This is a genomic window from Ancylobacter sp., from assembly GCF_965229075.1.
In the GTDB taxonomy this organism is placed as follows: domain Bacteria; phylum Pseudomonadota; class Alphaproteobacteria; order Rhizobiales; family Xanthobacteraceae; genus Ancylobacter.
The window spans coordinates 34,869-56,527 of sequence record NZ_CBDDIO010000002.1 but is presented as its reverse complement, the minus strand read 5'-3'; the positions used below and the strand labels follow the sequence as shown (position 1 = coordinate 56,527).

Annotated in this window: 17 protein-coding genes and 1 tRNA gene; 7 read left to right on the top strand and 11 right to left on the bottom strand. The window is 66.3% G+C overall.

Annotation, left to right across the window (positions count from 1 at the left end; genetic code table 11):
- The first annotated feature begins 108 nt into the window (after positions 1 to 108).
- The 4 genes from ACO07Z_RS06380 (at position 109) to ACO07Z_RS06365 (ending at position 3,595) form a co-directional block, all read left to right on the top strand.
- Positions 109 to 1,248: a YheC/YheD family protein gene (locus ACO07Z_RS06380; protein WP_421697933.1), complete on the top strand. Its 1,140-nt coding sequence runs from the start codon at positions 109 to 111 to the stop codon at positions 1,246 to 1,248.
- Positions 1,249 to 1,347: 99 nt separating this feature from the next.
- Positions 1,348 to 1,421 (top strand) — tRNA-Gly (locus ACO07Z_RS06375).
- 356 nt (positions 1,422 to 1,777) lie between these two features.
- Positions 1,778 to 2,713, top strand: coding sequence for a 2-hydroxyacid dehydrogenase (locus ACO07Z_RS06370; protein ID WP_421697932.1), 936 nt, complete (start codon positions 1,778 to 1,780; stop codon positions 2,711 to 2,713).
- Positions 2,714 to 3,004: 291 nt separating this feature from the next.
- Positions 3,005 to 3,595: an SCO family protein gene (locus ACO07Z_RS06365; RefSeq protein ID WP_421697931.1), complete on the top strand. Its 591-nt coding sequence runs from the start codon at positions 3,005 to 3,007 to the stop codon at positions 3,593 to 3,595.
- Here ACO07Z_RS06365 and ACO07Z_RS06360 read toward each other — a convergent pair.
- Entirely contained in the window at positions 3,540 to 5,438 is a 1,899-nt protein-coding gene (locus tag ACO07Z_RS06360; RefSeq protein WP_421697930.1) for a glycosyltransferase, read from the bottom strand. The genes ACO07Z_RS06365 and ACO07Z_RS06360 overlap by 56 nt on opposite strands.
- Before the next feature lie 272 nt (positions 5,439 to 5,710).
- Here ACO07Z_RS06360 and ACO07Z_RS06355 point away from each other — a divergent pair, with 272 nt between their 5' ends.
- From ACO07Z_RS06355 to ACO07Z_RS06345, 3 genes are all read left to right on the top strand, one after another.
- The gene (locus tag ACO07Z_RS06355; RefSeq protein ID WP_421700768.1) at positions 5,711 to 6,472 is read left to right on the top strand and encodes a transporter substrate-binding domain-containing protein; all 762 of its coding nucleotides are present in this window, start codon (positions 5,711 to 5,713) and stop codon (positions 6,470 to 6,472) included.
- An 88-nt stretch (positions 6,473 to 6,560) separates the two neighbouring features.
- The gene (locus ACO07Z_RS06350) at positions 6,561 to 8,213 is read left to right on the top strand and encodes a lysine--tRNA ligase (RefSeq protein ID WP_421697929.1); all 1,653 of its coding nucleotides are present in this window, start codon (positions 6,561 to 6,563) and stop codon (positions 8,211 to 8,213) included.
- Between the two features lie 65 nt (positions 8,214 to 8,278).
- Positions 8,279 to 8,836, top strand: coding sequence for a hypothetical protein (locus ACO07Z_RS06345; protein WP_421697928.1), 558 nt, complete (start codon positions 8,279 to 8,281; stop codon positions 8,834 to 8,836).
- Between the two features lie 107 nt (positions 8,837 to 8,943).
- Here the strand turns inward: ACO07Z_RS06345 and ACO07Z_RS06340 are convergent, their stop codons facing one another.
- The 10 genes from ACO07Z_RS06340 to mutM all read right to left on the bottom strand — a co-directional run bounded on the left by ACO07Z_RS06340 (position 8,944) and on the right by mutM (position 21,659).
- Positions 8,944 to 10,635 carry a thiamine pyrophosphate-binding protein gene (locus ACO07Z_RS06340; RefSeq protein WP_421697927.1) on the bottom strand — a complete coding sequence of 564 codons (1,692 nt, stop codon included), beginning with the start codon at positions 10,633 to 10,635 and terminating at the stop codon, positions 8,944 to 8,946.
- Between the two features lie 81 nt (positions 10,636 to 10,716).
- On the bottom strand, positions 10,717 to 11,199 hold the full coding sequence (locus ACO07Z_RS06335; RefSeq protein ID WP_421697926.1) for a DUF2214 domain-containing protein: 483 nt from the start codon (positions 11,197 to 11,199) through the stop codon (positions 10,717 to 10,719).
- A gap of 8 nt (positions 11,200 to 11,207) precedes the next feature.
- Positions 11,208 to 11,603 carry a DUF6152 family protein gene (locus tag ACO07Z_RS06330; RefSeq protein ID WP_421697925.1) on the bottom strand — a complete coding sequence of 132 codons (396 nt, stop codon included), beginning with the start codon at positions 11,601 to 11,603 and terminating at the stop codon, positions 11,208 to 11,210.
- Between the two features lie 113 nt (positions 11,604 to 11,716).
- Positions 11,717 to 14,164, bottom strand: coding sequence for a DNA topoisomerase (ATP-hydrolyzing) subunit B (gyrB, locus tag ACO07Z_RS06325; protein WP_421697924.1), 2,448 nt, complete (start codon positions 14,162 to 14,164; stop codon positions 11,717 to 11,719).
- Between the two features lie 173 nt (positions 14,165 to 14,337).
- Positions 14,338 to 15,513, bottom strand: a complete 1,176-nt coding sequence (gene recF, locus ACO07Z_RS06320) for a DNA replication/repair protein RecF (protein WP_421697923.1) — start codon at positions 15,511 to 15,513, stop codon at positions 14,338 to 14,340.
- The gene (dnaN, locus tag ACO07Z_RS06315) at positions 15,510 to 16,625 is read right to left on the bottom strand and encodes a DNA polymerase III subunit beta (RefSeq protein ID WP_421697922.1); all 1,116 of its coding nucleotides are present in this window, start codon (positions 16,623 to 16,625) and stop codon (positions 15,510 to 15,512) included. The genes recF and dnaN overlap by 4 nt, the downstream gene beginning before the upstream one ends.
- Positions 16,626 to 16,848: 223 nt before the next feature.
- A complete protein-coding gene (gene dnaA, locus ACO07Z_RS06310) occupies positions 16,849 to 18,267 on the bottom strand; it encodes a chromosomal replication initiator protein DnaA (RefSeq protein ID WP_421700767.1) in 1,419 nt (472 codons plus the stop codon).
- A gap of 1,190 nt (positions 18,268 to 19,457) precedes the next feature.
- The gene (gene rpsT / locus ACO07Z_RS06305) at positions 19,458 to 19,724 is read right to left on the bottom strand and encodes a 30S ribosomal protein S20 (RefSeq protein WP_244378045.1); all 267 of its coding nucleotides are present in this window, start codon (positions 19,722 to 19,724) and stop codon (positions 19,458 to 19,460) included.
- Positions 19,725 to 19,897: 173 nt separating this feature from the next.
- Complete coding sequence (locus ACO07Z_RS06300; protein WP_421697921.1) at positions 19,898 to 20,671, bottom strand: enoyl-CoA hydratase; 774 nt, start codon at positions 20,669 to 20,671, stop codon at positions 19,898 to 19,900.
- Between the two features lie 73 nt (positions 20,672 to 20,744).
- Positions 20,745 to 21,659 (bottom strand): bifunctional DNA-formamidopyrimidine glycosylase/DNA-(apurinic or apyrimidinic site) lyase, encoded by a 915-nt coding sequence (gene mutM, locus ACO07Z_RS06295; RefSeq protein WP_421697920.1) that lies wholly within the window; start codon positions 21,657 to 21,659, stop codon positions 20,745 to 20,747.

Genomic DNA, 21,659 nt, shown 5'->3' with positions numbered 1-21,659 from the left:
AGCTTTGGCCTGCTTCAACAAGGGGTGGCGCATGCAACGGCGAGGGTGCCGAGGTCGACGCCTCTCCTGGTACGTCCGTTTGGCTGGTCAGATGCTGGGGGAGCGGACATGACGGGGGCGCCCGACGGATTATCCGGTGTCGCCGGGGGCTTGGGCGGCTCTGCCGTTTCGACGGCCCCTGTCGGACCCGTCGCCATGATTGGCCACAGGAACTATGACCCCGCCAAGATGCGTCCCGTCCGCTTGCGGGCCTTGCTGGCCGAGGCGGCGCTGCAGAAAGTGGATCTCTGCTTCCTGAACAGCTCCGATTGTGAGCCCGCCACCGGAAGGGTGCGCGCCTGGAGATGGAGTCTCGACGGGTGGCGCCAATCTTCTCATCCCCTGCCTCCCGTGGTCGTCATTCTCAATGAACCCGCAACGCGGGAAGAGGGAGAGGTGGAGCAATGGTTGCGCGCCTCCTCGACGGCCCTCGGTACCCTGCGGCGAGATAAGCTTGGCAATGCTGACCTTCTGGTCGGCGCGCCGTGGGAGAGGCATGTCATCCCATCCGAATTGCTTGATCCCGGCCGCGCCCACTTGCAATTGGGCGCATGGCTGGCGGGCGGTGGGGTCGTGGTCAAGCCGAATGACGGCATGCGCGGCATAGGCGTGCATTTCCTCATTCCCGCCGGGAATGGTCGATGGGAGATGATACAGGGCGACCGTCGCCACGTGGTGACCACCGATGAGGCCATTGCGCGGTTGAGCGCGGCGATAGGCGCGCGCATGGGTTATCGCGACTATATCGTTCAACGTTACATTGACACGCGCGACGGCAGCAGCCGACCCGGAACGCTGCGCTCGGAAGTGATGCGTGTGCCGGGCGGGGCGTGGGCCGTGGTGCGCATCACAGGCCGCATTTCGGCGCCGGGAAAAGTGGTATCAACCATTTCGCAAGGGGGCGCGTTGATGCCTGTCGAAAGTTATCTCCGCGGACGCGGCGAGCCCGATATCGGCGGGCGGATACGGCAGATCGAGGCCCTCTCGCTCGCACTTACCGAACGGCTGACGGAAAGTGACCCGGCACACCATTTTGAATGGGCCTTCGACCTCGCTCTGGATCAAGACGGCGACCTCTGGTTTCTCGAGGCGAATGCCCGCCCGCTTGACTTCGGCGCGGAGTTTGAGCGCGCCACGTGCCTCATCGCCTATCTCAAATCCCTTGTTCCGCTCAGTTCGGGCTCGGCTTCGGTGACGGTGGAGCCATGATCCACCGCCTGACAGTGCGTGTTGGCGTCTCTTCTGTGCGCTTGAGTGTCGAGGGGCTTGAAGAGGCTGCGTCGCGCCCTTAATGTGCCGCCGGCCTGAGCGGGCGTAGTTCAATGGTAGAACGGCAGCTTCCCAAGCTGCATACGAGGGTTCGATTCCCTTCGCCCGCTCCAAATTCCCATCCGGCTGCGGCAACTGGTGATGGGAGACTTGAGTCTTTTCAGCGATTTCGAAGGTGCTCACCGCGTGTCGGTGAGAGCCCTTGTCTGCCCGCAACGAGGGGGTCGGCGCCGGGGGCTCGGCATTTGTTTCGAGACGCGAGACACGCGTGGCGCCTTCACGCCCGGCAAGCCTCTCGACGGCTCGCGGGGCGTGGCGTGATCCACGCGCGTGTTGGCTCGCTGTGAAGACAGTGGGCGGGGCGCTCCATTCGGGCGGCATCGGCTGCTGCCGTCTATGTCCGCGCGGCTCCGAGCCGGTAGGATGCAGCGGCCGGCGAGTCGGGCGGCTTTGAAAGCGGAGAATGCGCGTGAGCGGGGATGCCCTGGTCTTCTACAGCGCGGTGGATGATGGAGAAGCGTGGCGGGCGGCGCTCAACGCTGAATTTCCCGAGCTTGATGTGCGGATCGACCCGGATGTCGGCGATCCCGCCGACATTCGCTACGCCCTGGTGTGGACGCCTCCCGCCGGCTTCTTTGCGCGCTTTCCCAATCTGCAGCTCGTGGTCAATCTGGGAGCCGGGGTCGACTCGCTGATGCGGCGGGACGATCTGCTGCCGGTGAAATTCGCCCGGCTCAATGATCCCGGCATGGAGGCGATGATGGCGAGCTACGTCATCTTCGCGGTGACGCGCTATGCCCGCGACATCCCGGTTTTCGAACGCGCCAAGCGGCGCGGCGAATGGGACTATGTGCATCCCCGTCCCCTCTACGAGATCAAGGTCGGTGTGCTGGGGCTCGGCGAACTCGGCGCGGCGTCGGCCAAGGCGCTGGCGGGGATGGGCTACACGGTTTCCGGCTGGTCGCGCAGCCCGAAGCATATCCCCGGCGTCACCGCCTTCACCGGCCGCGAAGGGCTGGAACGTGTGCTCGGCGAAAGCGAGATCGTGGTCTGCCTGGTGCCGCTGACGCCGGAGACGCATCACCTGCTCGGCGCCGCCGAGCTCGCCCTCATGCCGCGTGGCGCGAAGCTGGTGAATGTGTCGCGCGGGCCGCTGGTGGATGAGGTGGCGCTTGTCGAGGCGCTGCGCTCGGGTCATCTCGCGGAGGCGACGCTCGACGTGTTCGAGACCGAGCCGCTGCCGAACGGCCACCCCCTGTGGAACCTGGACAATGTGCTGATCACGCCCCATGTGGCCAGCATCACCGTGCCGGCCTTGGCGGCGCGTGATGTGGCCGAGAGTGTTCGCCGGGTGCGCCAGGGATTGCCACCGCTGCACGAGGTGGACCCGCGCCGCGGCTATTGAGGGACCGAACCGCGGGCGCGCGGGTCGCGCGCGTGCTAGGCTGTGCCGGAGGTATGAGCACGATGGCGACACCAATGGCACACATTGCGGCTTCGCGGAGCAGGGTCTTGGCCTGGGGTGCGGGGATTGCCGGGGTCCTCGCCGTCGGTGCGGCGATCGGCCTGTGGGCGCGCCACGGTGCCGTCGTTTTCTTCGAGATGCTGACGGCAGGTCTCGCCTATTGTTTCTGAGCCTTGAAGACTGATCCCTGGCGCGCGCCGGTCGGGCGGCGCCGAGCCTTGCTGTGGTGCCATGTCGAACCGTCGTGTTGTCCTGCTCCTCGCCGCCTTCGTCGTCGGTGCCGTGGCCATCGTCGCGAGTGCCCTTGCTCTGTTGCCGTCTGGCCGGGGCACCGTATCAAACGAGGTGGCGATCGGCGGTCCGTTTCAACTCGTTGACCAGAACGGGAATGCGGTGACGCAGGACAGCTATCTCGGCAGGCCGACATTGGTGTTCTTTGGCTTCACCCACTGCCCGGACATCTGCCCGACCGCGCTGTTCGAGATGTCGCAACTGTTCGAAGCTCTGGGGCCGGATGCGCGCAAGGCCACGGGGGTGTTCATCACCGTCGATCCCGAACGGGATACGCCTGAGGTGATGAAGTCCTATCTCGGCAGCTTCCACCCGAGCCTTCAGGGATTGAGCGGCACGCCGGAACAGATTGCCGCTGTCACCCGCGCCTACCGCGCCTACGCCAAGAAGGTGCCGACCCAGGGGGGTGATTACACGATGGACCATACGGCCATCGTCTATCTCATGGACAAGAACGGCCGGTTCGTGGCCCCGTTCAACCTGAAGCGCCCGCCCGACGACGCCGCGGCGGAACTGCGCCGCTATTTCTGAGCCGCAACGTCGGCCTCAATCCCTGCCGTCGGCGTGATGTGCGCGCCAGCCCGTGTTCGGTCTTTTCCCAATGTGACGGGGCGGTGACGAGCGCGATAAGGGCCCGCCAGGCCGCCGCCGACATCATGAGCCAGTACACCGGCATGGTCAGCGCCACGCCGGCCATGCCGGGAATCCGGCGCCGCTGCATGCCGAGCAAGGTCGACAGCACGGTGCCGAGAAGTCCCGCCACGAGCACGCAGAACCAAACCCCGTCGAGCAGTGTCGACGTGAACGACAGCTCGTGGACGGGCTCCAGAAACAGCCCCAGGAGCACGGAAGCGAACAGCACGGGGTGAAGCAGCGCGGCCGCCGTGCCGCTGCCGAGAAGGAACAGCAGGGTCAGCGTTTCCGCCCATCCGGCCTCGCGCCCCATGCGCAGGGGCTGGCGTATGTGCACCAGCAGCGTCTGCATCCATCCCTTGTACCAGCGCGTGCGCTGGCGCATCCACGCACCGAGCCGATGGGGCGCTTCCTCATCCGTGGCGGAGGCGATGACGTCCGTCCCCCAGCCCGCCCGCGCCAGGCGCACGCCCAGATCGGCATCTTCCGTGACATTGAAGGGGTCCCAACCGTTCACGTCGTCAAGCGCGGCGCGGCGGAAGTGATTGGACGTGCCCCCGAGCGGCAGCGGCAACCGGCAGAGGCCGAGCATCGGCAGAACGACATCGAAATAGCCGGCATATTCGGCGGCGAACTGCCGAGAAATCCAGCCATCGGCGAGATTATCGATGACGAGGCGCGCCTGAACGCAGCCGATACGTTGATTTCCGCGTGCATTGAGCCTTCCGCAAACGTGCCGAAGCTGCAGCGGATCGGGCACATCCTCGGCGTCGTAGATGCCGATCACGCTCCCGCGCGCGAAGGGGAGGGCGGCGTTGAGCGCCTTCGGCTTGGTACGGGGGCCGACCGGGGAGGCGACGATGATCTCGAAGCCGGGGCGGCGGGCGTGGAGCGCGAGCGCGGTTGCCGTTGCCTCATCATCGGGTTCGATGACCATGAGGATCTGGAGTTTTTCGCGGGGGTAGTCGATCCCGTCCAAGGCGTCGACCAGCTGGGGCACGACCCTCGCCTCGCGGTAGAGCGGAACGATCAGGCTGTAACCGGGCAAGGACTTGTCGTCGCGTGCCGGGCGGGGAGGCCTCTGAGGCGGTATCGTGCAGGCCGCCAGCTTCAGTGTCGCGCTGCCGATGAGCATGAGAGCGACGAGGCCAGGCAGTATCCAGGCGCCGATAAAGGAGGTGGCGGTCGTGGTGAGGAAGAGAGCGGCGAGGAGGCCGGCGATCAGACCGAACAGATAGCGGGACGCACGGAGCGTTCCTGCCGACTGATGGGGCTGCTGATCCCGCAGCCGATAGGCGGCAAGGCTGCCGAGTTGCCGCCCGAAGCGTGCATGAACGAAGCGGGACAGCCGCTCCGGTGTCGTTAGGCTCACCCGTCCACGCAGTCCCGGACGCTCCGCCAGCGCCGCCGCAAGCCGTCGCAGCTGCACACCGCGCGCCGCAGCGACGAGCCGTCCATCCGTCGTTCGCATGACGCCGCTGCGCAGCATGGAGCAGACATCGGCAGTAGCGAGCTTTGGCACGGCCTTGAACCCCGCCGGGTCGAGCGGCTCGAAATCGATCCCGAGATCCCGCGCCGCGGCCTGGGCCAGCGTGTCCGGCGAGGCATGACCCGTGGCAAGCAGCGTCTCGTCGAGCCCGGTTCCCAGCCGCTCAGCCCGGCGCCGGGCGTAATGCAGTACAGCCGGGTCGAGCCCTTGAGCGATCCCACGCATCTCGATGGGGATGCCGGGTGCCTCCACCGGCTCCAGCGGCCCCCATGAGCGCCAGTGCGCCAACTGCGTCATCGCGCGGCCCCTCGCCTAGTGCACACCAAGACGGTAGAACATCGCGGAGGCGCGGCATCCGCCTGATCCAGCGCGAGGAAAGTGTGCGGTATTTTTATCCGGCAGTTAAGTCCTGTTTGATGACGGTGCTTACCGGCGCGGCTGTCCTTGCGCTGGTATTGAAGGCGGGTGTGGCGTGGGCGCAACAGGGGCCGGCCACAGCCGCCGCCAGCGCTCCGGCGGCGGTGATGGTTCCGGGCTTCTGGGACCCGAAGCGGCGGCCGGAGCGGCCGGACGTCACCCGCCTGCCGGTCCAGATACGTTTTGTCACCACCGAGGACTATCCGCCCTTCAGCTTCCGCGGCGAGGACGGGCGCCCGACCGGCTTCAATGTCGACATCGCCCGTGCGATCTGCACCGAACTGGCCATTCGCTGCACGCTGGAAATCCTGCCCTTCGACCAGCTTGTCGAGGCGCTGGACAGCGGCAAGGCGGATGCTGCCATCGCGGGCATCGCCATTTCCGCCGCCAGCCGCGAGCGCACGGATTTCTCCGATCGCTATTTCCGCTCGCCCGCCCGCTTCGTCGCCCGTCGCGGCGATCCGGCGCAGAAGGTCACGCCGGACGCGCTCGCCTCCAAATCGGTCGGCGTGGTCGCCGATACGGCGCATGAGGCGTATCTGCGCGACTTCTTCAACGAGATCGCCATCCGCCGCTTTCCCGATGCGGACGCGGCGCGGGCCGCCTTGCAGAAGGGCGACATCGACCTGCTTTTTGGCGATGGCGTGCAGCTCGCCCTGTGGCTCAACGGCACCGCCTCCGCCGGCTGCTGTGTCTTTGTCGGCGGCCCCTTCACCGAAAGCCTTTATTTCGGCGAGGGGATGGGGATTGCGGTCAAGCGCGGCAACGACCCGCTGCGCCAGTCGCTGAACTATGCGCTGGCCCAGCTGTGGGAGGAGGGGGTGTACACCGACCTCTACCTGCGCTGGTTCCCGATCAGCGTTTATTGACGCGGACCGCCGCACTACCTAGAGCATGGGCCGAGGCGGCGCGGCCGCCTTTGACGTTTCAGTGAAGCCAATCCCAGGAGGGCCTATCATGACGGCGACCGCTCCGGTCGAAGATTTTGCAGTCGAACTGCGCACGCTGGCGGAGACCGCCGGCGCCTGGCCGTTCGAGGAAGCCCGCAAGATCGTCGAGCGTCTGAAGCGGAAACCCAAAGACGAGGTTCTGTTCGAGACCGGCTACGGCCCGTCCGGCCTGCCGCATATCGGCACCTTCGGCGAAGTGGCGCGTACCACCATGGTGCGTCACGCCTTCCACGTCCTGACCGAGGGCAAGATTCCGACGCGTCTGCTCTGCTTCTCCGATGACATGGATGGCATGCGCAAGATTCCGGAAAACGTTCCGGACCCGGCGGCGCTCAAGCCTTATCTGCAGATGCCGCTGACCAAGGTGCCGAACCCGTTTGGCGGCGGCTATGAGAGCTTCGGGCACCACAATAACGCGATGCTCCGCCGGTTCCTCGACACGTTCGGCTTCGAGTATGAATTCGCCAGCGCCACGGACTACTACTTCTCCGGCAAGCTCGATGCCGTGCTGCTGAAGGCGGCGGAGAAGTACGAGGCCATCATGGAGGTGATGCTGCCGACGCTGGGCGAGGAGCGGCAGGCGACCTATTCACCCTTCCTGCCGATTTCGCCGGTTTCCGGCCGCGTACTCTACGTGCCGCTCAAGGCCGTCGACGCGAAGGCCGGCACCATCACCTTCACGGACGAGGACGGGGTGGACAAGACCCTTCCCGTCACCGGCGGCCATGTGAAGCTGCAATGGAAGCCGGATTTCGGTGCCCGCTGGGCGGCGCTCGATGTCGATTTCGAGATGTTCGGCAAGGACCACCAGACCAACGCCCCGATCTATGACCGGATCAGCGAAATCCTCGGCGGCATCGCGCCGGAGCATTTCGTCTATGAGCTGTTCCTCGACGAGAACGGCCAGAAGATATCGAAGTCGAAGGGCAACGGCCTGACCATCGACGAATGGCTGACCTATGCCAGCCCGGAGAGCCTGGCGCTGTATATGTTCCAGTCGCCGCGTTCGGCCAAGAAGCTGCATTTCGACGTGATCCCCAAGGCGGTGGATGAGTATTTCAGCTTCCTCGCCCGCTATCCAACGCAGGACTGGAAGAACCGGCTCGGCAATCCTGTGTGGCACATCCATTCCGGCAACCCGCCGGTGGAGGAATTGCCGCTGAGCTTCGGTCTGATGCTCAAGCTCGCCTCGGCTTCCAATGCCGAGGACAAGGGCGTGCTGTGGCGCTTCATCGAGCGCTATGCGCCCGGCACCTCGCCGGAAACCCACCCGACCGTCGACCAGCTGGCCGGCTATGCCGTGCGCTATTTCATCGACCGGGTGAAGCCGCACCGGAGCTATCGCCTGCCCGACGAGGTCGAGGCGCAGGCTCTGGCGCGGCTCGACGCGGCGCTGGCGGAGGTGAATGGCGAGGATCGCGATGCGATCCAGAACGCCGTGCTCGATGTTGGCCGGGCCGAGCCGCGCTATCAGGACCACAAGCGCAAAAGCCCTTCCGGCGGCCCGGGCGTGACCTTTGCGTGGTTCAGCGCGCTCTACGAGCTTCTGCTCGGCGAGAAGGAAGGACCGCGTTTCGGTGGCTTCGTCGCCGCCTACGGCATTCCCGAAACCCGCGCCCTGATCGCGCGGGCGCTTTCCGGTGAACTCGCCAAGGCGTAGCGCAAGCCAGTGTCGGTGAGGTGAGAGGCGCGCGGGAGCCGCGCCTCTCACGACGGGGGGACGACATGCCGAGACGGCGCAAGGGGCAGATCGACCTGCGGGTGGATGACCCGCAGCAGTTGCTCGACATGCTCGACCCCTTTCCCTTCCGCGAGCGGGGTCTCGACCGGGAAGTCGACGACTATGTGCGCGAGCACGCCCTCGACGTGGCGCCCGATACCTCGTTGGCCATTGTCGTCCACCTTCCGTCCGCGCAGGTCGAAGGGCCGCTGGCCCAGGGCCTGCCGGCTGTTTTCCGGCAGCATTTCCAGAACCGGGTGGAACGGGGCAGCCGCGAGCTGACCCACCTTTTCGCCGAGGGCCGCAAGGCTTTGGCCATCGGCCTTATCGTGCTCGGTCTATGCCTGTTGGTCGGCCAATCGCTGGTGAATCTCTTCCCTCACTCACGCCTCGCTAACGTGGTCATGGAAGGCCTCGTCATCCTCGGCTGGGTGGCGAACTGGCGGCCAATGGAGATCTTCCTGTTCGACTGGTGGCCGTTGGTGCAGGAGCGGCGGCTCTGCCGCCGTCTGGCGCAGGCGCCCGTCACCGTGATCGCGCAGACCCGGCCGCCGTCCGGCTAGAGCACGTTCCGATCTGATTGCATCGCAATCATCAGTAAAACGTTATCTATCAATACTTTAGAGACTGATTCACCGATCAGGTTGTTTCAACCTGATCGGATCAGGCTCTAGGCGTTCGGCCGCCCCGCCAGCGCCTTTTCCCGCAGCGCCGTGAGCGACGTGGTCGGTGTGATCGCTTCCGGGTCGAGCTTTACGTGCACGATCGCCGGCACGCCCGACGCAAAGGCCGCGTCGAGCGCGGGCACGAACGCCTCGTTGGATTCCACCGTCACGCCGAAGCCGCCAAAGGCGCGGGCATAGGCGGCGAAATCCGGATTCTTCAACGTGGTGCCGAAGACGCGTGTCGGGTATTCGCGCTCCTGATGCATGCGGATGGTGCCATACATGCCATTGTCCACCACGATGGCGACGATGGGCGCGCCATACTGCACCGCGGTGGCGAATTCCTGCCCGGTCATCAGGAAATCCCCGTCGCCGCACACAGCCACCACGGGCGTCCCCGGCTGGGAGATTTTCGCTGCGACCGCAGCCGGCAGCCCATAGCCCATGGACCCCGACGTTGGCGCGAGCTGCGTGCCATAGGCGCGGAAGCGATGGAAGCGGTGCACCCAGATGGCGAAATTTCCGGCGCCGTTGCAGACGATGGTGTCCTTGGGCAGGGCGCGCAGATAGTGCACGAGGCTCGCCATCTGCACCGCGCCGGGATTGGCGGGAGGCGTCTCGGTCCATTCGAGATAATCGGCCCGCGCCTGCGCCCGCCAGTCGCCCCAGGTGATGGTGTTTGGCGGCTGCACCCCTTCCAGCGCGGAGGCGAAGGCGCCGGAGGAGGCGTTGATGGCGAGCGCGGGTTGATAGACCCGGCCCAGCTCTTCGGCATCGGCATGGACATGCACGAGCGGCACGCCGGGATCAGGAATGCCGAGCAGGCTGTAGCCCTGCGAGGGCACCTCGCCGAACCGCCCGCCGGCGAGAATGATGAGGTCGGCGTCCTTCAGCCGGGCCGTGAGCTTCGGATTGACGGAGAAGCCGATGTCGCCGACGAAACAGGCGTGATCCGCCGGAAACAGCATCTGCCGCCGGAAGCTGACCGCCACGGGGAGGTCGAAGCGCTCGGCGAAGCGGGCGACGGAGGCGACCGCGCGCTCATTCCAGCGCGCCCCGCCAAGGATCATCAGCGGCCGCTTCGCCGCCCAGAGCAGGCGCTGCAGCCGCATCATGTCGGCAAGGCCCGGCCACGTTTCGGCCGGCTCCACGGCGGGCGCGTCCGGCACCTCGGCGAGCGCGCTCAGCACATCTTCCGGCAGGGCCACGACCACCGGTCCCGGTCGGCCCTGCATCGCGACGCGGAAGGCGCGGGAGACGATTTCCGGAATGCGCGCCACATCGTCGATTTCTACCGCCCATTTGGCGAGCGGACCGAAGACGGCGCGGTAATCGACCTCCTGGAAGGCCTCGCGTCCACGCATGGCGCGCGAGATCTGCCCGACGAACAGGATCATCGGCGTCGAGTCCTGCTGGGCGATATGGATGCCGGCACTCGCATTGGTGGCGCCGGGCCCGCGGGTGACAAAGCAGATTCCCGGTCGCCCGGTCAGCTTGCCGCAGGCTTCCGCCATCATTGCCGCGCCGCTTTCCTGCCGGCAGATCACGAAGTCGATGGCGCTGTCGGACAGCGCATCCAGCACGTCGAGATAGCTTTCGCCGGGCACGCCGAAGCTGCGCGTAACGCCGTTGGCGAGGAGGGCATCGACGAGGAGGCGGGCGCCGGTGCGGGGGGCAGGGGAGGGCAGGGAGGTCATGGACAAGAACTCGACGCAAAGGACGGGGCACCTTAGTGCCAGCGGGCGGCGAAGGCGAGTGAACTTGCGGCCAAGCCCGCCTCAGGCGAAGCCGATCCACCGTCCCGCCACGAGAAGGGCGATCCAGAGCACAAGCGACGCGGCGGCGCAGGCGCGCACAGCGGGCGTGACAGGCGCGTCCGTCATCGCCCGCCGGAAGCCTGTATTAGCGTGCTGAAGCCCGATATTCACGAGCGCCGCAGCCAGGAGGGCTAGCTTGATCTGGAAGGCGGGGTTGGCGGCATAGTCGGTGGGTCGTATCGAGAACAGCCACGCCCCCGTGAGCACAGCGAGACCAAGGCCAAAAGCCGCCACCCGCAGCTGAAGCGGCCCCATCACGGCAAGCGGCACGGAGCCGAAGGCACCAAGCAGCCGCAGGTCGAGCACGAGAATGGCGCCAAGCAGCAGCGCGACGCCGAGAATGTGGGCCGCATTGACGAGGAGGTAGGCGATCCACGACGCCCGCAAGGCGCGGGCGCCGGGCCAGTCGCCAAGCGCGGCGAGAAGGCTTCCCGGATCCTCCACCTGCGGCCTCAGTTGCGGCCGATCCGCTCGGGGTACATGTCGTAATGCGTACCCGCCAGCGTGATGCGCACCGCTTTCATATGGGCCTTGGCGCTGTCGCGATTGCGGTTGCCCAGCACGGTGATGGCGTCGCCGGGCTTGGCCGTATCCCCGGTGAAGCCGGACGCGGCCGTCTGGCGGGGATTGCCGAGATCGACCTGCCAGAGCGTTCCGTCGCTGGCCGTCACCTCAAGCGAGGGGTGCGGCGGCGCCATCGAGATGGTCTTGATGGTGCCTTCCAGCGTCAACTGCTCGCTCTCCGCCCAGCTCCAGCCGTGATGGGCGAGAGCGGGGGCGGAGAGGGCAAGGAGGCCGGCAAGGCCGACGCCGAGCATCGTGCGGGGCGGGCGGAGGGCTGTGGGCATGGTGCGGCTCCTGTCGTAAGGGAAGTCGCACAAGACTATGGGGCGGGCGGGCTCCGCGACGAGCCGTCCGCCCCTCACATCTGCGCCAGAACAGCGCTTCGCGGAGTTTGGCCTCAGACGTCGACGCTGGCGCGCAGCGCATTGTCCTGGATGAACTCGCGGCGCGGTTCCACCACATCGCCCATCAAGCGGTTGAACAGGTCGTCGGCGTCCGCGACTTCCTTCACCTTCACCTGCAGCAGCGAACGGGCGTCGACATCGAGCGTCGTCTCCCACAGCTGCTCGGCGTTCATCTCGCCAAGGCCCTTGTAGCGCTGCAGCGCGACGCCCTTGCGGCCGGCATCGGTGACGGCGTCGAACAGGTCCATCGGGCCGAAGACGAGGGTTTCGGATCCCTTGCGGCGCAGTGTGGCAGGGTCGGCATGCACCTCCTGCAGGTCGGCCGCCAGGCTGTCGAGCCGGCGCGCCTCGGCGGAGCCGATAAAGGTGGCGTCGAGCACGGCTACTTCCTTCACCCCGCGCACGGTTCGTGTGAATCGGAAGCCGGCGCCGTCGGCCTCGCCGACCCAGCCGCGTTCCGTGTCCTCGGCAATCCGGTCAAGCCGGCCGGCGACGATATTGGCGATCTCCGTGGCGCGCTCTTCCTCGACCAGCAGGCCGGGCGTCAGCGCGCCGGCGATCGCCGCCTGTTCCACCACCGCGCGATTATAGCGCGGATGCAGCCCGTTCATCACATGGCGGAAGGAACGGGCGCTTTCCAGCACATGATGGAGATCGGCCCCGCCGCGCACTTCGCCGGTGGCAAGGTGCAAGGAAGCCTCGTCCAGGCCCTGGGTGATGAGGTAATCTTCCAGCGAACGCTCGTCCTTGAGATACTGCTCGGACTTGCCGCGCGTCACCTTATAGAGCGGCGGCTGGGCAATGTAGATGTGCCCGCGCTCAAGCAGTTCCGGCATTTGGCGGAAGAAGAAGGTCAGCAGCAGGGTGCGGATGTGGGAACCGTCCACGTCCGCGTCTGTCATGATGATGATCTTGTGGTAGCGCAGCTTGTCGACATTGAAGTCGTCGCGGCCGATGCCCGTGCCGAGCGCCGTGATCAGCGTGCCGATCTGGTCGGATGAGAGCATCTTGTCGAAGCGGGCGCGCTCGACATTCAGAATCTTGCCACGCAGCGGCAGGATCGCCTGGAAGGCCCGGTTGCGGCCCATCTTGGCGGAGCCGCCGGCCGAGTCACCCTCGACGATGAAAAGTTCGGATTTGGCCGGATCGCGCTCCTGACAGTCGGCGAGCTTGCCGGGCAGCGAGGCGACATCGAGCGGGTTCTTGCGGCGGGTGAGTTCGCGCGCCCGGCGCGCGGCTTCGCGCGCGGCAGCGGCTTCCACCACCTTGGTCACCAGCGCCTTGCTCTCGCCGGGGTGCTCTTCCAGCCAGGTGCCGAGCGCGTCGTTCACCAGCGCTTCGACCACCGGACGCACCTCGGACGACACCAGCTTGTCCTTGGTCTGCGACGAGAATTTCGGGTCCGGCACCTTCACCGAGAGCACGGCGGTGAGGCCCTCGCGGCAATCCTCGCCCGTCGGGTCGACCTTCTCCTTCTTGGCAATGCCGGAGCGCTCGGAATAGCCGATGATCTGGCGTGTCAGGGCCGCCGCGAAACCGGTGAAATGGGTGCCGCGGTCGCGCTGAGGGATGTTGTTGGTGAAGCACAGCACGTTCTCATGGTAGCTGTCGTTCCATGAGAGGGCGCATTCGACCATGATGCCGTCGCGCTCGGCGCGGATCACGATCGGCTTGGGCAACAAGGCCTGCTTGGAGCGGTCGAGATACTGCACGAAGGCTTCGACGCCGCCTTCATACATCATCTCCTCGCGCTTCACCTCCGCATGGCGGGCGTCGGTCAGGACGATGCGCACGCCCGAATTGAGGAAGGCGAGCTCGCGCAGCCGGTGTTCCAGCGTCGCATAGCTGAACTCGATATGCGTGAAGGTCTGCGGGCTTGGGACGAAGGTCACCATCGTGCCGCGTCGGCCTTCGGGCGCGGGCCCCTTCACCGCCAGCGGCGCTTCGGCATCGCCATGGCGGAAGCGCATGTGATGTTCGAGCCCATTCCGCCAGATGGTGAGATCGAGCGTCGTCGACAGGGCGTTGACCACGGAGACGCCGACGCCGTGCAGGCCGCCGGAGACCTTGTAGGAATTCTGGTTGAACTTACCGCCCGCGTGCAGCTGGGTCATGATGACCTCGGCCGCCGAGACGCCTTCCTCATCATGGATGTCGGTCGGGATGCCGCGGCCATTATCGGTCACGGTCACCGAGCCGTCGGCATTCAGCGTCACCGTCACTTCGTCGGCATAGCCGGCCAGCGCTTCATCAATGGCGTTGTCCACCACCTCATACACCATATGGTGCAGGCCGGAGCCGTCATCCGTATCGCCGATATACATTCCCGGGCGCTTGCGCACCGCGTCGAGGCCACGAAGCACCTGAATCGACTGCGCGCCATAGTCTTCTCCGTTCGCGGTGTTCGCGGCGGAGGACGGAGCGTTGTCAGGGTCGGCCATGGAATGAAGCTCTACGAATCGAGGACGTGATTGGGATTTATACCGCACTCGCACGGTGAATTCGTGGCGGGGCGCGAGCACTTTGACAGGCTGGGGCCCGGGTGAAAGGCCACGACGGCGGAGCCCGCCGACAAGCCCATCGGCATAGGCAAATATTTAGGGCGTTTTCCCTTTTATTTCAAGGGTTCAGGCAGTCTCTCGACATGGCCGGGCGTTACAGCGAAGGTTTCCGCCCGTCCAGCCAGCGCCGCGAAGGCCGAGGGGTCGGCGCCGGTCATCCACACCTGCGCGCCGAGCGCGTCGAGCGCGGCAAAAAGGGCAATGCGCCGTTCGGGGTCGAGATAGGCGACGACATCGTCGAGGAGCATGACGGGCGTCCCGCCCGTCATCTCCGTCACCAGACGGGCATGCGCGAGGCCGAGCCCGATCAGCAGCGCCTTCTGCTCGCCGGTGGAGCCCTGTCCGGCGGGAATGGCCTTCGGGCCGTGGCCGACGAGCAGGTCGGTCAGATGGGGCCCCTCCAGGGTCCGCCCTGCCGCGCGGTCACGCGGGCGGGAGGCCCGCAAGGCCATCCGGTACTGATCCTCGACGACCGTTGCCGGTTCGGTCGCCAGCGCACGCTCCACCTCGCCGTCGAGCGCAACCGTTGCCCAGGGGAAAAGCGACGCGCTGTCGTCACCCGCCTCGCGCCCCTGCGCGATGCCGGCGGCAAGCCGTTGCACCGTTTCCATCCGCGCTGCGGCCACCGCGATCGCCAGCGCCGCCAGTTCCTGTTCCACGGCGTCGAGATAGCGCGGATCGGTCGTGGGCTCCTCAAGGAGGCGATTGCGCGACCGCAGCGCCCGCTCCAGCGCGTTGACCCGCGCCCCGTGCTCGGCGTCGACCGCCAGCACCAGCCGGTCGAGGAAACGCCGACGTTCCGAAGGGGGGCCGAGAAACAGCCCGTCCATGTCGGGTGTCAGCCAGACGATGCGGACATGGGCGGCAAAGGCGGCGGCCGAGCCCACGCTCTCACCGTCGATGCGGCAGCGGCGGGTTCGCGCCTCGCTGTCCACTTCGACGCCGGTGCCGAGCACGACCTCGCCATACGCCCCTTCGACCACGGCGGACACCGCCCACCCCTGGGCGCCAGGCCGACGCGCCGCGAACTGGTCGAGCGTGGCGCGCCGCAGGCCACGACCCGGCGCAAGCAGCGAGATCGCTTCCAGAAGATTGGTCTTCCCGGCCCCGTTCTGGCCCAGCAGCACGATGGGCCCTTTGCCGACGCGAATATCCGCAGACGGGTAGCTGCGGAAATCGGTGAGCCGCAGGCGCGCGAGGCGGGCGGTAACCGTCGTGGTCGCGCTCACACGCGCATCGGCATCAGCACATAAAGCGCGCCGCGCTTGTCCGGGTCCTGCACGAGAGTGGGCGAACCGGGATCGGCGAGCTTCAACTCGGCCGTGCTGCCTTCGATCTGCGAGGTGATGTCGAGGAGGTAGCGGCTGTTGAAGCCGATATCGATCGGCTCCGCCGCGTATTCGACCTCGATTTCCTCGGTGGCGCTGCCCGAATCCGGGTTGGTGACGGAGAGGGTGAGCTTGCCATCGGCGATGGAGAGCTTCACTGCCCGGCCCCGTTCGCTGGCCACGGTGGAGACGCGATCGACGGCGGAAGCGAAATCGGCCTTGTCGACCACCAGCGTCTTGTCGTTGCCGACCGGAATGACGCGGCCATAATCCGGGAAAGTGCCGTCGATGAGCTTGGAGGTCAGCACCACGCGATCGAGCGACACGCGGATCTTGGCGGCGGAAAGCTCCACCGTCACTTCGGCATCCGCGTTTTCGGCAAGCCGCTGGATCTCGGCGACGGCCTTGCGCGGCACGATGACGCCGGGCATGCCGCTGGCGCCGGTAGGCGCGGTTGTCTGCGCCTGCGCTAGGCGATGGCCATCGGTTGCGACAGCGCGCAGCACGGGTCCGCCAGCGTCCGCCACGTGGAGATAGATGCCGTTGAGATAATACCGCGTCTCTTCGGTCGAGATCGCGAACTGGGTCTTATCGACGAGGCGCTTCAACTCGCCGGCCGGCAGGGTGAAGCTATGGGTCATCTCGCCGGCGGCCAGATCGGGGAACTCATTCTCCGGCAGGGTCTGCAGGGCGAAGCGCGAACGGCCGGCGCGCACGGTGAGCGTGCTGCGGTCGCCCGATGTCTCGATCTGCACCTGCGCGCCTTCCGGCAGCTTGCGGACAATGTCGTAGATCGTATGTGCGGGAACGGTTGTCGCGCCCTCTTCCTGAACCTCGGCCGCGATCGTCTCGACAATCTCGATGTCGAGGTCGGTGGCCCGCAGCGCGAGCCCGCGCGGATCGCTGCGCATCAGCACGTTGGCGAGGATCGGAATGGTGTTGCGCCGCTCGACGACACGATGGACGTGGGCCAGAGACTTGAGCAACTCGGCCCGCTCGACAGTGACCTTCATGGCCGCGACACCCGTGGCTTTACGAAAAAGGAAAGGTGCACGAGGCACGGGCGGCCGAACGACCCCGGCCACGCGCCCCGGGCAGCGGCGCGACCGCGCCGCCGGGGGCGCCGACATTGCCGCCCCTCGCGTATCAAGGCAAGCGGCGCACCCAGGAGATGCGCCGAAATGATGGGGAAATCTGCGGGTATATCGGGGAAACCGCCGTGCGCGGCGCCCGGAGCTACTCGTCGTTGACCAGCCGCTTCAGCGTCTCGACCTCATCGGCGAGCACGCGATCGGTGCCGACGAGACCGTCGATCTTGCGCACGGCATGCAGCACCGTGGTGTGATCGCGCCCGCCAAAGCGCCGCCCGATCTCCGGCAGCGAGCGCAGCGTCAGCATCTTGGCGAGATACATCGCGATCTGGCGCGGCTTCACCACATTGGCGGTGCGGCGCTGGGAGAGGATGTCGGCGCGGCTGACATTGTAGTGCTTGGCGACGACGCGCAGAATATCGTCCACCCGCACGCGCTTGGGCTCGCTCGACCGCACCAGGTCGCGCACGGCGGTCTCGGCCATTTCGAGCGTGATGGCGCGGGAGGTGAGCTGGTTATGGGCCAGCAAGCGGTTCAGCGCGCCGTCGAGGTCGCGGCCGTTCTGGCCGCAATGGCGGGCGATGAAGTTGAGCACGTCGTGCGGAACGCCGAAGCCGGGATGCTGCTGCGCCAGGGTCGCGATGCGGGCGTTCAGGATTTCGAGCTTCAGTTCATCGTCGAGCGGCGCGATTTCGACCACGAGCCCGCCGGCGAGGCGCGAGCGTACCCGTTCCTCAAGCGCGTCGAGCTCGGCGGGCGGACGGTCGGCGGCGATCACCACCTGACGGCCGGAATCCATCAGGGCATTGAGCGTGTGGCAGAATTCCTGCTGCACGCTCTTGCCTTGCAGGAACTGCAGGTCGTCAATGACGAGCGTGTCGATGCCGCGAAGCTGCTCCTTGAAGGCGAGCGAGGACTGGCTCTTCAGCGCGGCGACGAAGCCGTACATGAAGCGCTCGGCGGTGAGGTAGACAACACGGCGGCCGTGGCCGGCGCCATCGGCGGCGATGGCCTGAAGCAGGTGAGTCTTGCCCAGTCCGACGGCCGCATGGAGATAGAGCGGGTTGAACACCGGGCCGCTGCCGGCGGGCGCATGCGCCACCTTCAGCGCCGCCGCGTGGGCGAGGCGGTTGGAATCGCCAAGATGATAGGTTGAGAACGTAAGGCGCGGGTCCAGCGGAGAGCCATTGGCGACTTCGGCCGGATTGGCCAGCGAGGCCGGAGTCGACGGCGTGGGCTCAGCTTCCACGGGCGGCGCGACACGCGTAATGGCCGCGCGCACCGGCATCGGAGCGGCGCCCGGCGTCCGCATCACGGCGGTGCGGACGATCAGTTCGACGCGGTCCGCCGAGGCTTCTTCCTGCCACAGAGCGACGAGGCGCTCGATATAATGCTGCTGGATCCAGGTCTTGAGGAAGCGGGTGGGCACGGACAGGCGCACGAAGCCGTCGTTAATCCCATCGAGTTCGATGCGCGGGAACCAGCTCGAATAGACTTCTTCACCGACCTCGGCCCGCAGCCGACGGCGAACCCGATCCCAGGCGTCGCGCGCGTCGCTGTCCAGCCCACCCCTCGCACTGGCGCTTGCCGCCACGCCGGGAAACTGGGTTTTGCCTGAGGATTCGATGCCATCTTTGAACATATCGGCTCCGCGCTTCTTATGCGGTTGTTGGGACACACGAGAGCCGTGCCGCTCCGCCGGATCGCAGACGCGTTCCAGCAGGCGGCAGGCTCATCAGTGCGAATGAAGTGGTCGACGCTGCCTCTCGGCCGTCGGGCGGGGGATGTCTTTAGACGACCCGCATCAGCGCCTCAACAGGCCAAAAGGCCAAGGCATGAGGCTCATGCAGAACGCACCTTATCCGAGGGGTGGATCTATCGTCGTCGCAGACGCCTTCCGCTGCAGGAGCAGCGGGGCGAACGGAACACGCACCCTCTTGTGCGTTCTTGCGCGTAGTCATAGCAGCCCCTTCACGGCAAGATCATTGCCGTCGTCAAAAGTTAAATTGTTATGATTTAACTAAAATCGCCAACACTACGCATTACGCGGACAAGATCTTCCCTCTTGGAAGACCTGTCGATCAACGCCCGGCGACAACATCGTTGTGGAGGCAGGGTCATGAATACAGCACACGCCACCCTCCCCACGTCGCAAAGGACCGCTCCAAAACTCAACATTTCGCTGAGGTGCCCGGCCCAACCGGATGAAGACAACATACACAGGCCCCCCCTGCGGTGCAACGCCGTCAGTGCCGCAGGGTCTGTATCCCGGTGCCGCAGGGCAGTGATTCGAGCGCCCAAAAAAGAGCCATCAGTCGGCAAATCTCTGAGTCACTTGCAAGATTCAATGAGGGCCATTGGCGGGTCTTTCCGCAGCTAAATTTGTGCCGCGGGGGGTGTGGAGGGGGCATGAGGCGCCGATTCGGAGGGTGGTGGTCGACATGGGTCATAAGTGCTTAAAAATAAACGAGAAATTCTGCGCGGCGGCGCCTGTTTTCCCTGTCGGTTCGGCCGGTTTTGCCGCTGCTTGGGAGTGGCGGCAGAGTCAAGAAACAACTGGTTCCCCGAAGCCCGATTTCGGTGGGCGCGCCGTTCCGTGACACTTTTGCAACGCCGTCCCGATGTGCCCGCAGAACACAGGCGGGACACGGCGTAGCCTTGGCGATGCCGGGCTCGCAAACGCAAAAAACCCGGCGCGAGGCCGGGCTTTTACGTCGTCTTGTCTGTGGCCGTCTGGCCGATAGGGCTGCCTGTTCAGGCGCCGAGCTTGGCCAGACGCTGCGCCAGACGCGAAACCTTGCGCGAGGCGGTGTTCTTGGGCAGGACGCCCTTCTGGGCGGCGCGCATGATCTCCGGCTCGGCGGACTTGAAGGCGGCGCCAGCCGCGTCCTTGTCGCCCGAGGCCAGCGCCTCTTCGACCTTGCGCACGAAAGTGCGCATGCGGGAACGGCGGTTCCGGTTGACCTCGGTCCGGCGCTCAATCTTGCGAGCCGCCTTTTTGGCGGAGGGCGTATTGGCCATCGGCCATCCTCTTCATCGTCGCAAGGACGCCGCGTACCGCGCCTTGCCGAAATGTCGGTTGCAAATGTTGAAGCGGAGACAAACCCGAAGGAGCTCCGCGCGAGTGGCGGGCTTATAGTCGGCGGGCGCCGCCGCGTCAACATCCATGGCACGGGCGCCCGCCCGCACAATGGTTAATTGTTGGTGAATGAGGCGCCGCGCTTGGCCGCGAAGGCGGCCATGCCCTCCTTCTGGTCGGCCGTTGCGAACAGCGCCTGGAAGAGGCGGCGTTCGAATCGGATGCCTTCGGCCAGTGAGGATTCGAAGGCGCGGTTCACGCTCTCCTTGGTCATCATCACGGAGGCCAGCGACAGGCCGGCGATGGTGTCCGCGACCTTCATCGCCTCATCCTTCAGCGACGCCAGCGGCACCACCCGCGACACCAGCCCGTAGCGGTCCGCCTCCTCGGCTGTCAGGGTGCGGCCGGTGAGGCACATCTCCATCGCCTTCGCCTTGCCGACCGCCCGGGTGAGCCGCTGCGAGCCGCCGGCGCCCGGCATGATGCCGAGCTGGATCTCCGGTTGGCCGAAGCGCGCATTGTCGGCGGCAAGGATGATGTCGCACATCATGGCGATCTCGCAGCCGCCGCCGAGCGCGTAGCCGGCCACCGCCGCGACCACCGGCTTGCGGCAGCGCGAGAGCCGCTCCCAGGAGGTGATGAAGTCATCGACATAGGTGGCTGGGAAGGTAAGTGCCTGCATTTCCTTGATATCCGCCCCCGCCGCGAAGGCGCGCTCGGAGCCGGTGAGGACGATGCAGCCAATGCCGGGATCGCTCTCGAACCCGTCCAGCGCCTGGCTGAGCTCGTCGATCAGCGCGGCGTTGAGGGCGTTCAGGGCTTTGGGGCGGTTGAGGGTGATGACGCCGACGCGTCCATTGGTTTCGACGAGGATGGTGTCGTAGGACAAGCGCGTCTCCTATGTCTGGCAGGCGGCACAATAGAAGGTGGAGCGCCCGCTTTGCATAGGACAAGCGCGTCTCCTATGTCTGGCAGGCGGCACAGTAGAAGGTGGAGCGCCCGCTTTGCACAAGCCGGGCGATGGTACCTCGGCAGCCAAGTGTCTGACAGGGCTCGCCTTCGCGGTCATAGGCGCGGAAGGTGTGCTGGAAATAACCCAGCGTGCCGTCGACCTGGGCGTGGTCGCGCAGGGTCGAGCCGCCCGCCGCGATGGCCTCCTGCAGCACCTCGCGGATGGTCGCGACCAGGCGGACGGTGAGTTCGATGGGACCGCCAGTGAGACCGACGAGCGTGAAGGCGCCGCGTTCCGGCGACAGGCCGGCACGGTGCAGCGCCTCGCACACATAGATGTTGCCGAGCCCGGCGACGACCTTCTGGTCGAGCAGCGCCGCCTTCAGCGGGGTGCGCCGCCCGGCAAGCGCGCGGGCCAGCGTTTCGGGGGTGAAATCCTCTCCCAGCGGCTCCGGCCCGATGGCATTGAAGAGCGGGTGCGTCGCCAGCCCCGCGCGCGGCAGCAGCAGCATGAAGCCGAAGCGGCGCGGGTCGTTATAGACCACCTCCGCCGCGCCCGTCGTCCCGTCGCCTGCCATCCGCAGCACGACATGATCGTGCGCGGCGAGGCGCGAGCGCGGCAGGTGGAAATCGCCGGGCAATTCCGGTGGGCCTTCGTCGGGCTCGATGCGGAAGGAACCGGACATGCCGAGATGCATGACCAGCACCTCGTCCACGCCGTCGGCGTCGGGTCCGACATCGGCCATGAGATATTTCGCCCGCCGCTCCAGCCGGCGCAGCGTGCGCCCGGTCAGCCGCTCGGCGAAGCGCTCGGGCAGCGGCCAGCGCAGATCCGGCCGGCGGGCGACGGCGGCGAGAATGCGCCGGCCTTCCATGACCGGGGCGAGGCCGCGCCTTACGGTTTCGACTTCAGGTAGTTCCGGCAT

Coding starts and splice junctions, on each gene's coding strand:
- ACO07Z_RS06380 (WP_421697933.1), top strand. CDS start 109: ATGACGGGGGCGCCCGACGGATTATCCGGTGTCGCCGGGGGCTTGGGC.
- ACO07Z_RS06365 (WP_421697931.1), top strand. CDS start 3,005: ATGTCGAACCGTCGTGTTGTCCTGCTCCTCGCCGCCTTCGTCGTCGGT.
- ACO07Z_RS06355 (WP_421700768.1), top strand. CDS start 5,711: ATGGTTCCGGGCTTCTGGGACCCGAAGCGGCGGCCGGAGCGGCCGGAC.
- ACO07Z_RS06350 (WP_421697929.1), top strand. CDS start 6,561: ATGACGGCGACCGCTCCGGTCGAAGATTTTGCAGTCGAACTGCGCACG.
- ACO07Z_RS06345 (WP_421697928.1), top strand. CDS start 8,279: ATGCCGAGACGGCGCAAGGGGCAGATCGACCTGCGGGTGGATGACCCG.
- ACO07Z_RS06340 (WP_421697927.1), bottom strand. CDS start 10,635: ATGACCTCCCTGCCCTCCCCTGCCCCCCGCACCGGCGCCCGCCTCCTC.
- ACO07Z_RS06330 (WP_421697925.1), bottom strand. CDS start 11,603: ATGCCCACAGCCCTCCGCCCGCCCCGCACGATGCTCGGCGTCGGCCTT.
- gyrB (WP_421697924.1), bottom strand. CDS start 14,164: ATGGCCGACCCTGACAACGCTCCGTCCTCCGCCGCGAACACCGCGAAC.
- dnaN (WP_421697922.1), bottom strand. CDS start 16,625: ATGAAGGTCACTGTCGAGCGGGCCGAGTTGCTCAAGTCTCTGGCCCAC.
- rpsT (WP_244378045.1), bottom strand. CDS start 19,724: ATGGCCAATACGCCCTCCGCCAAAAAGGCGGCTCGCAAGATTGAGCGC.
- mutM (WP_421697920.1), bottom strand. CDS start 21,659: ATGCCGGAACTACCTGAAGTCGAAACCGTAAGGCGCGGCCTCGCCCCG.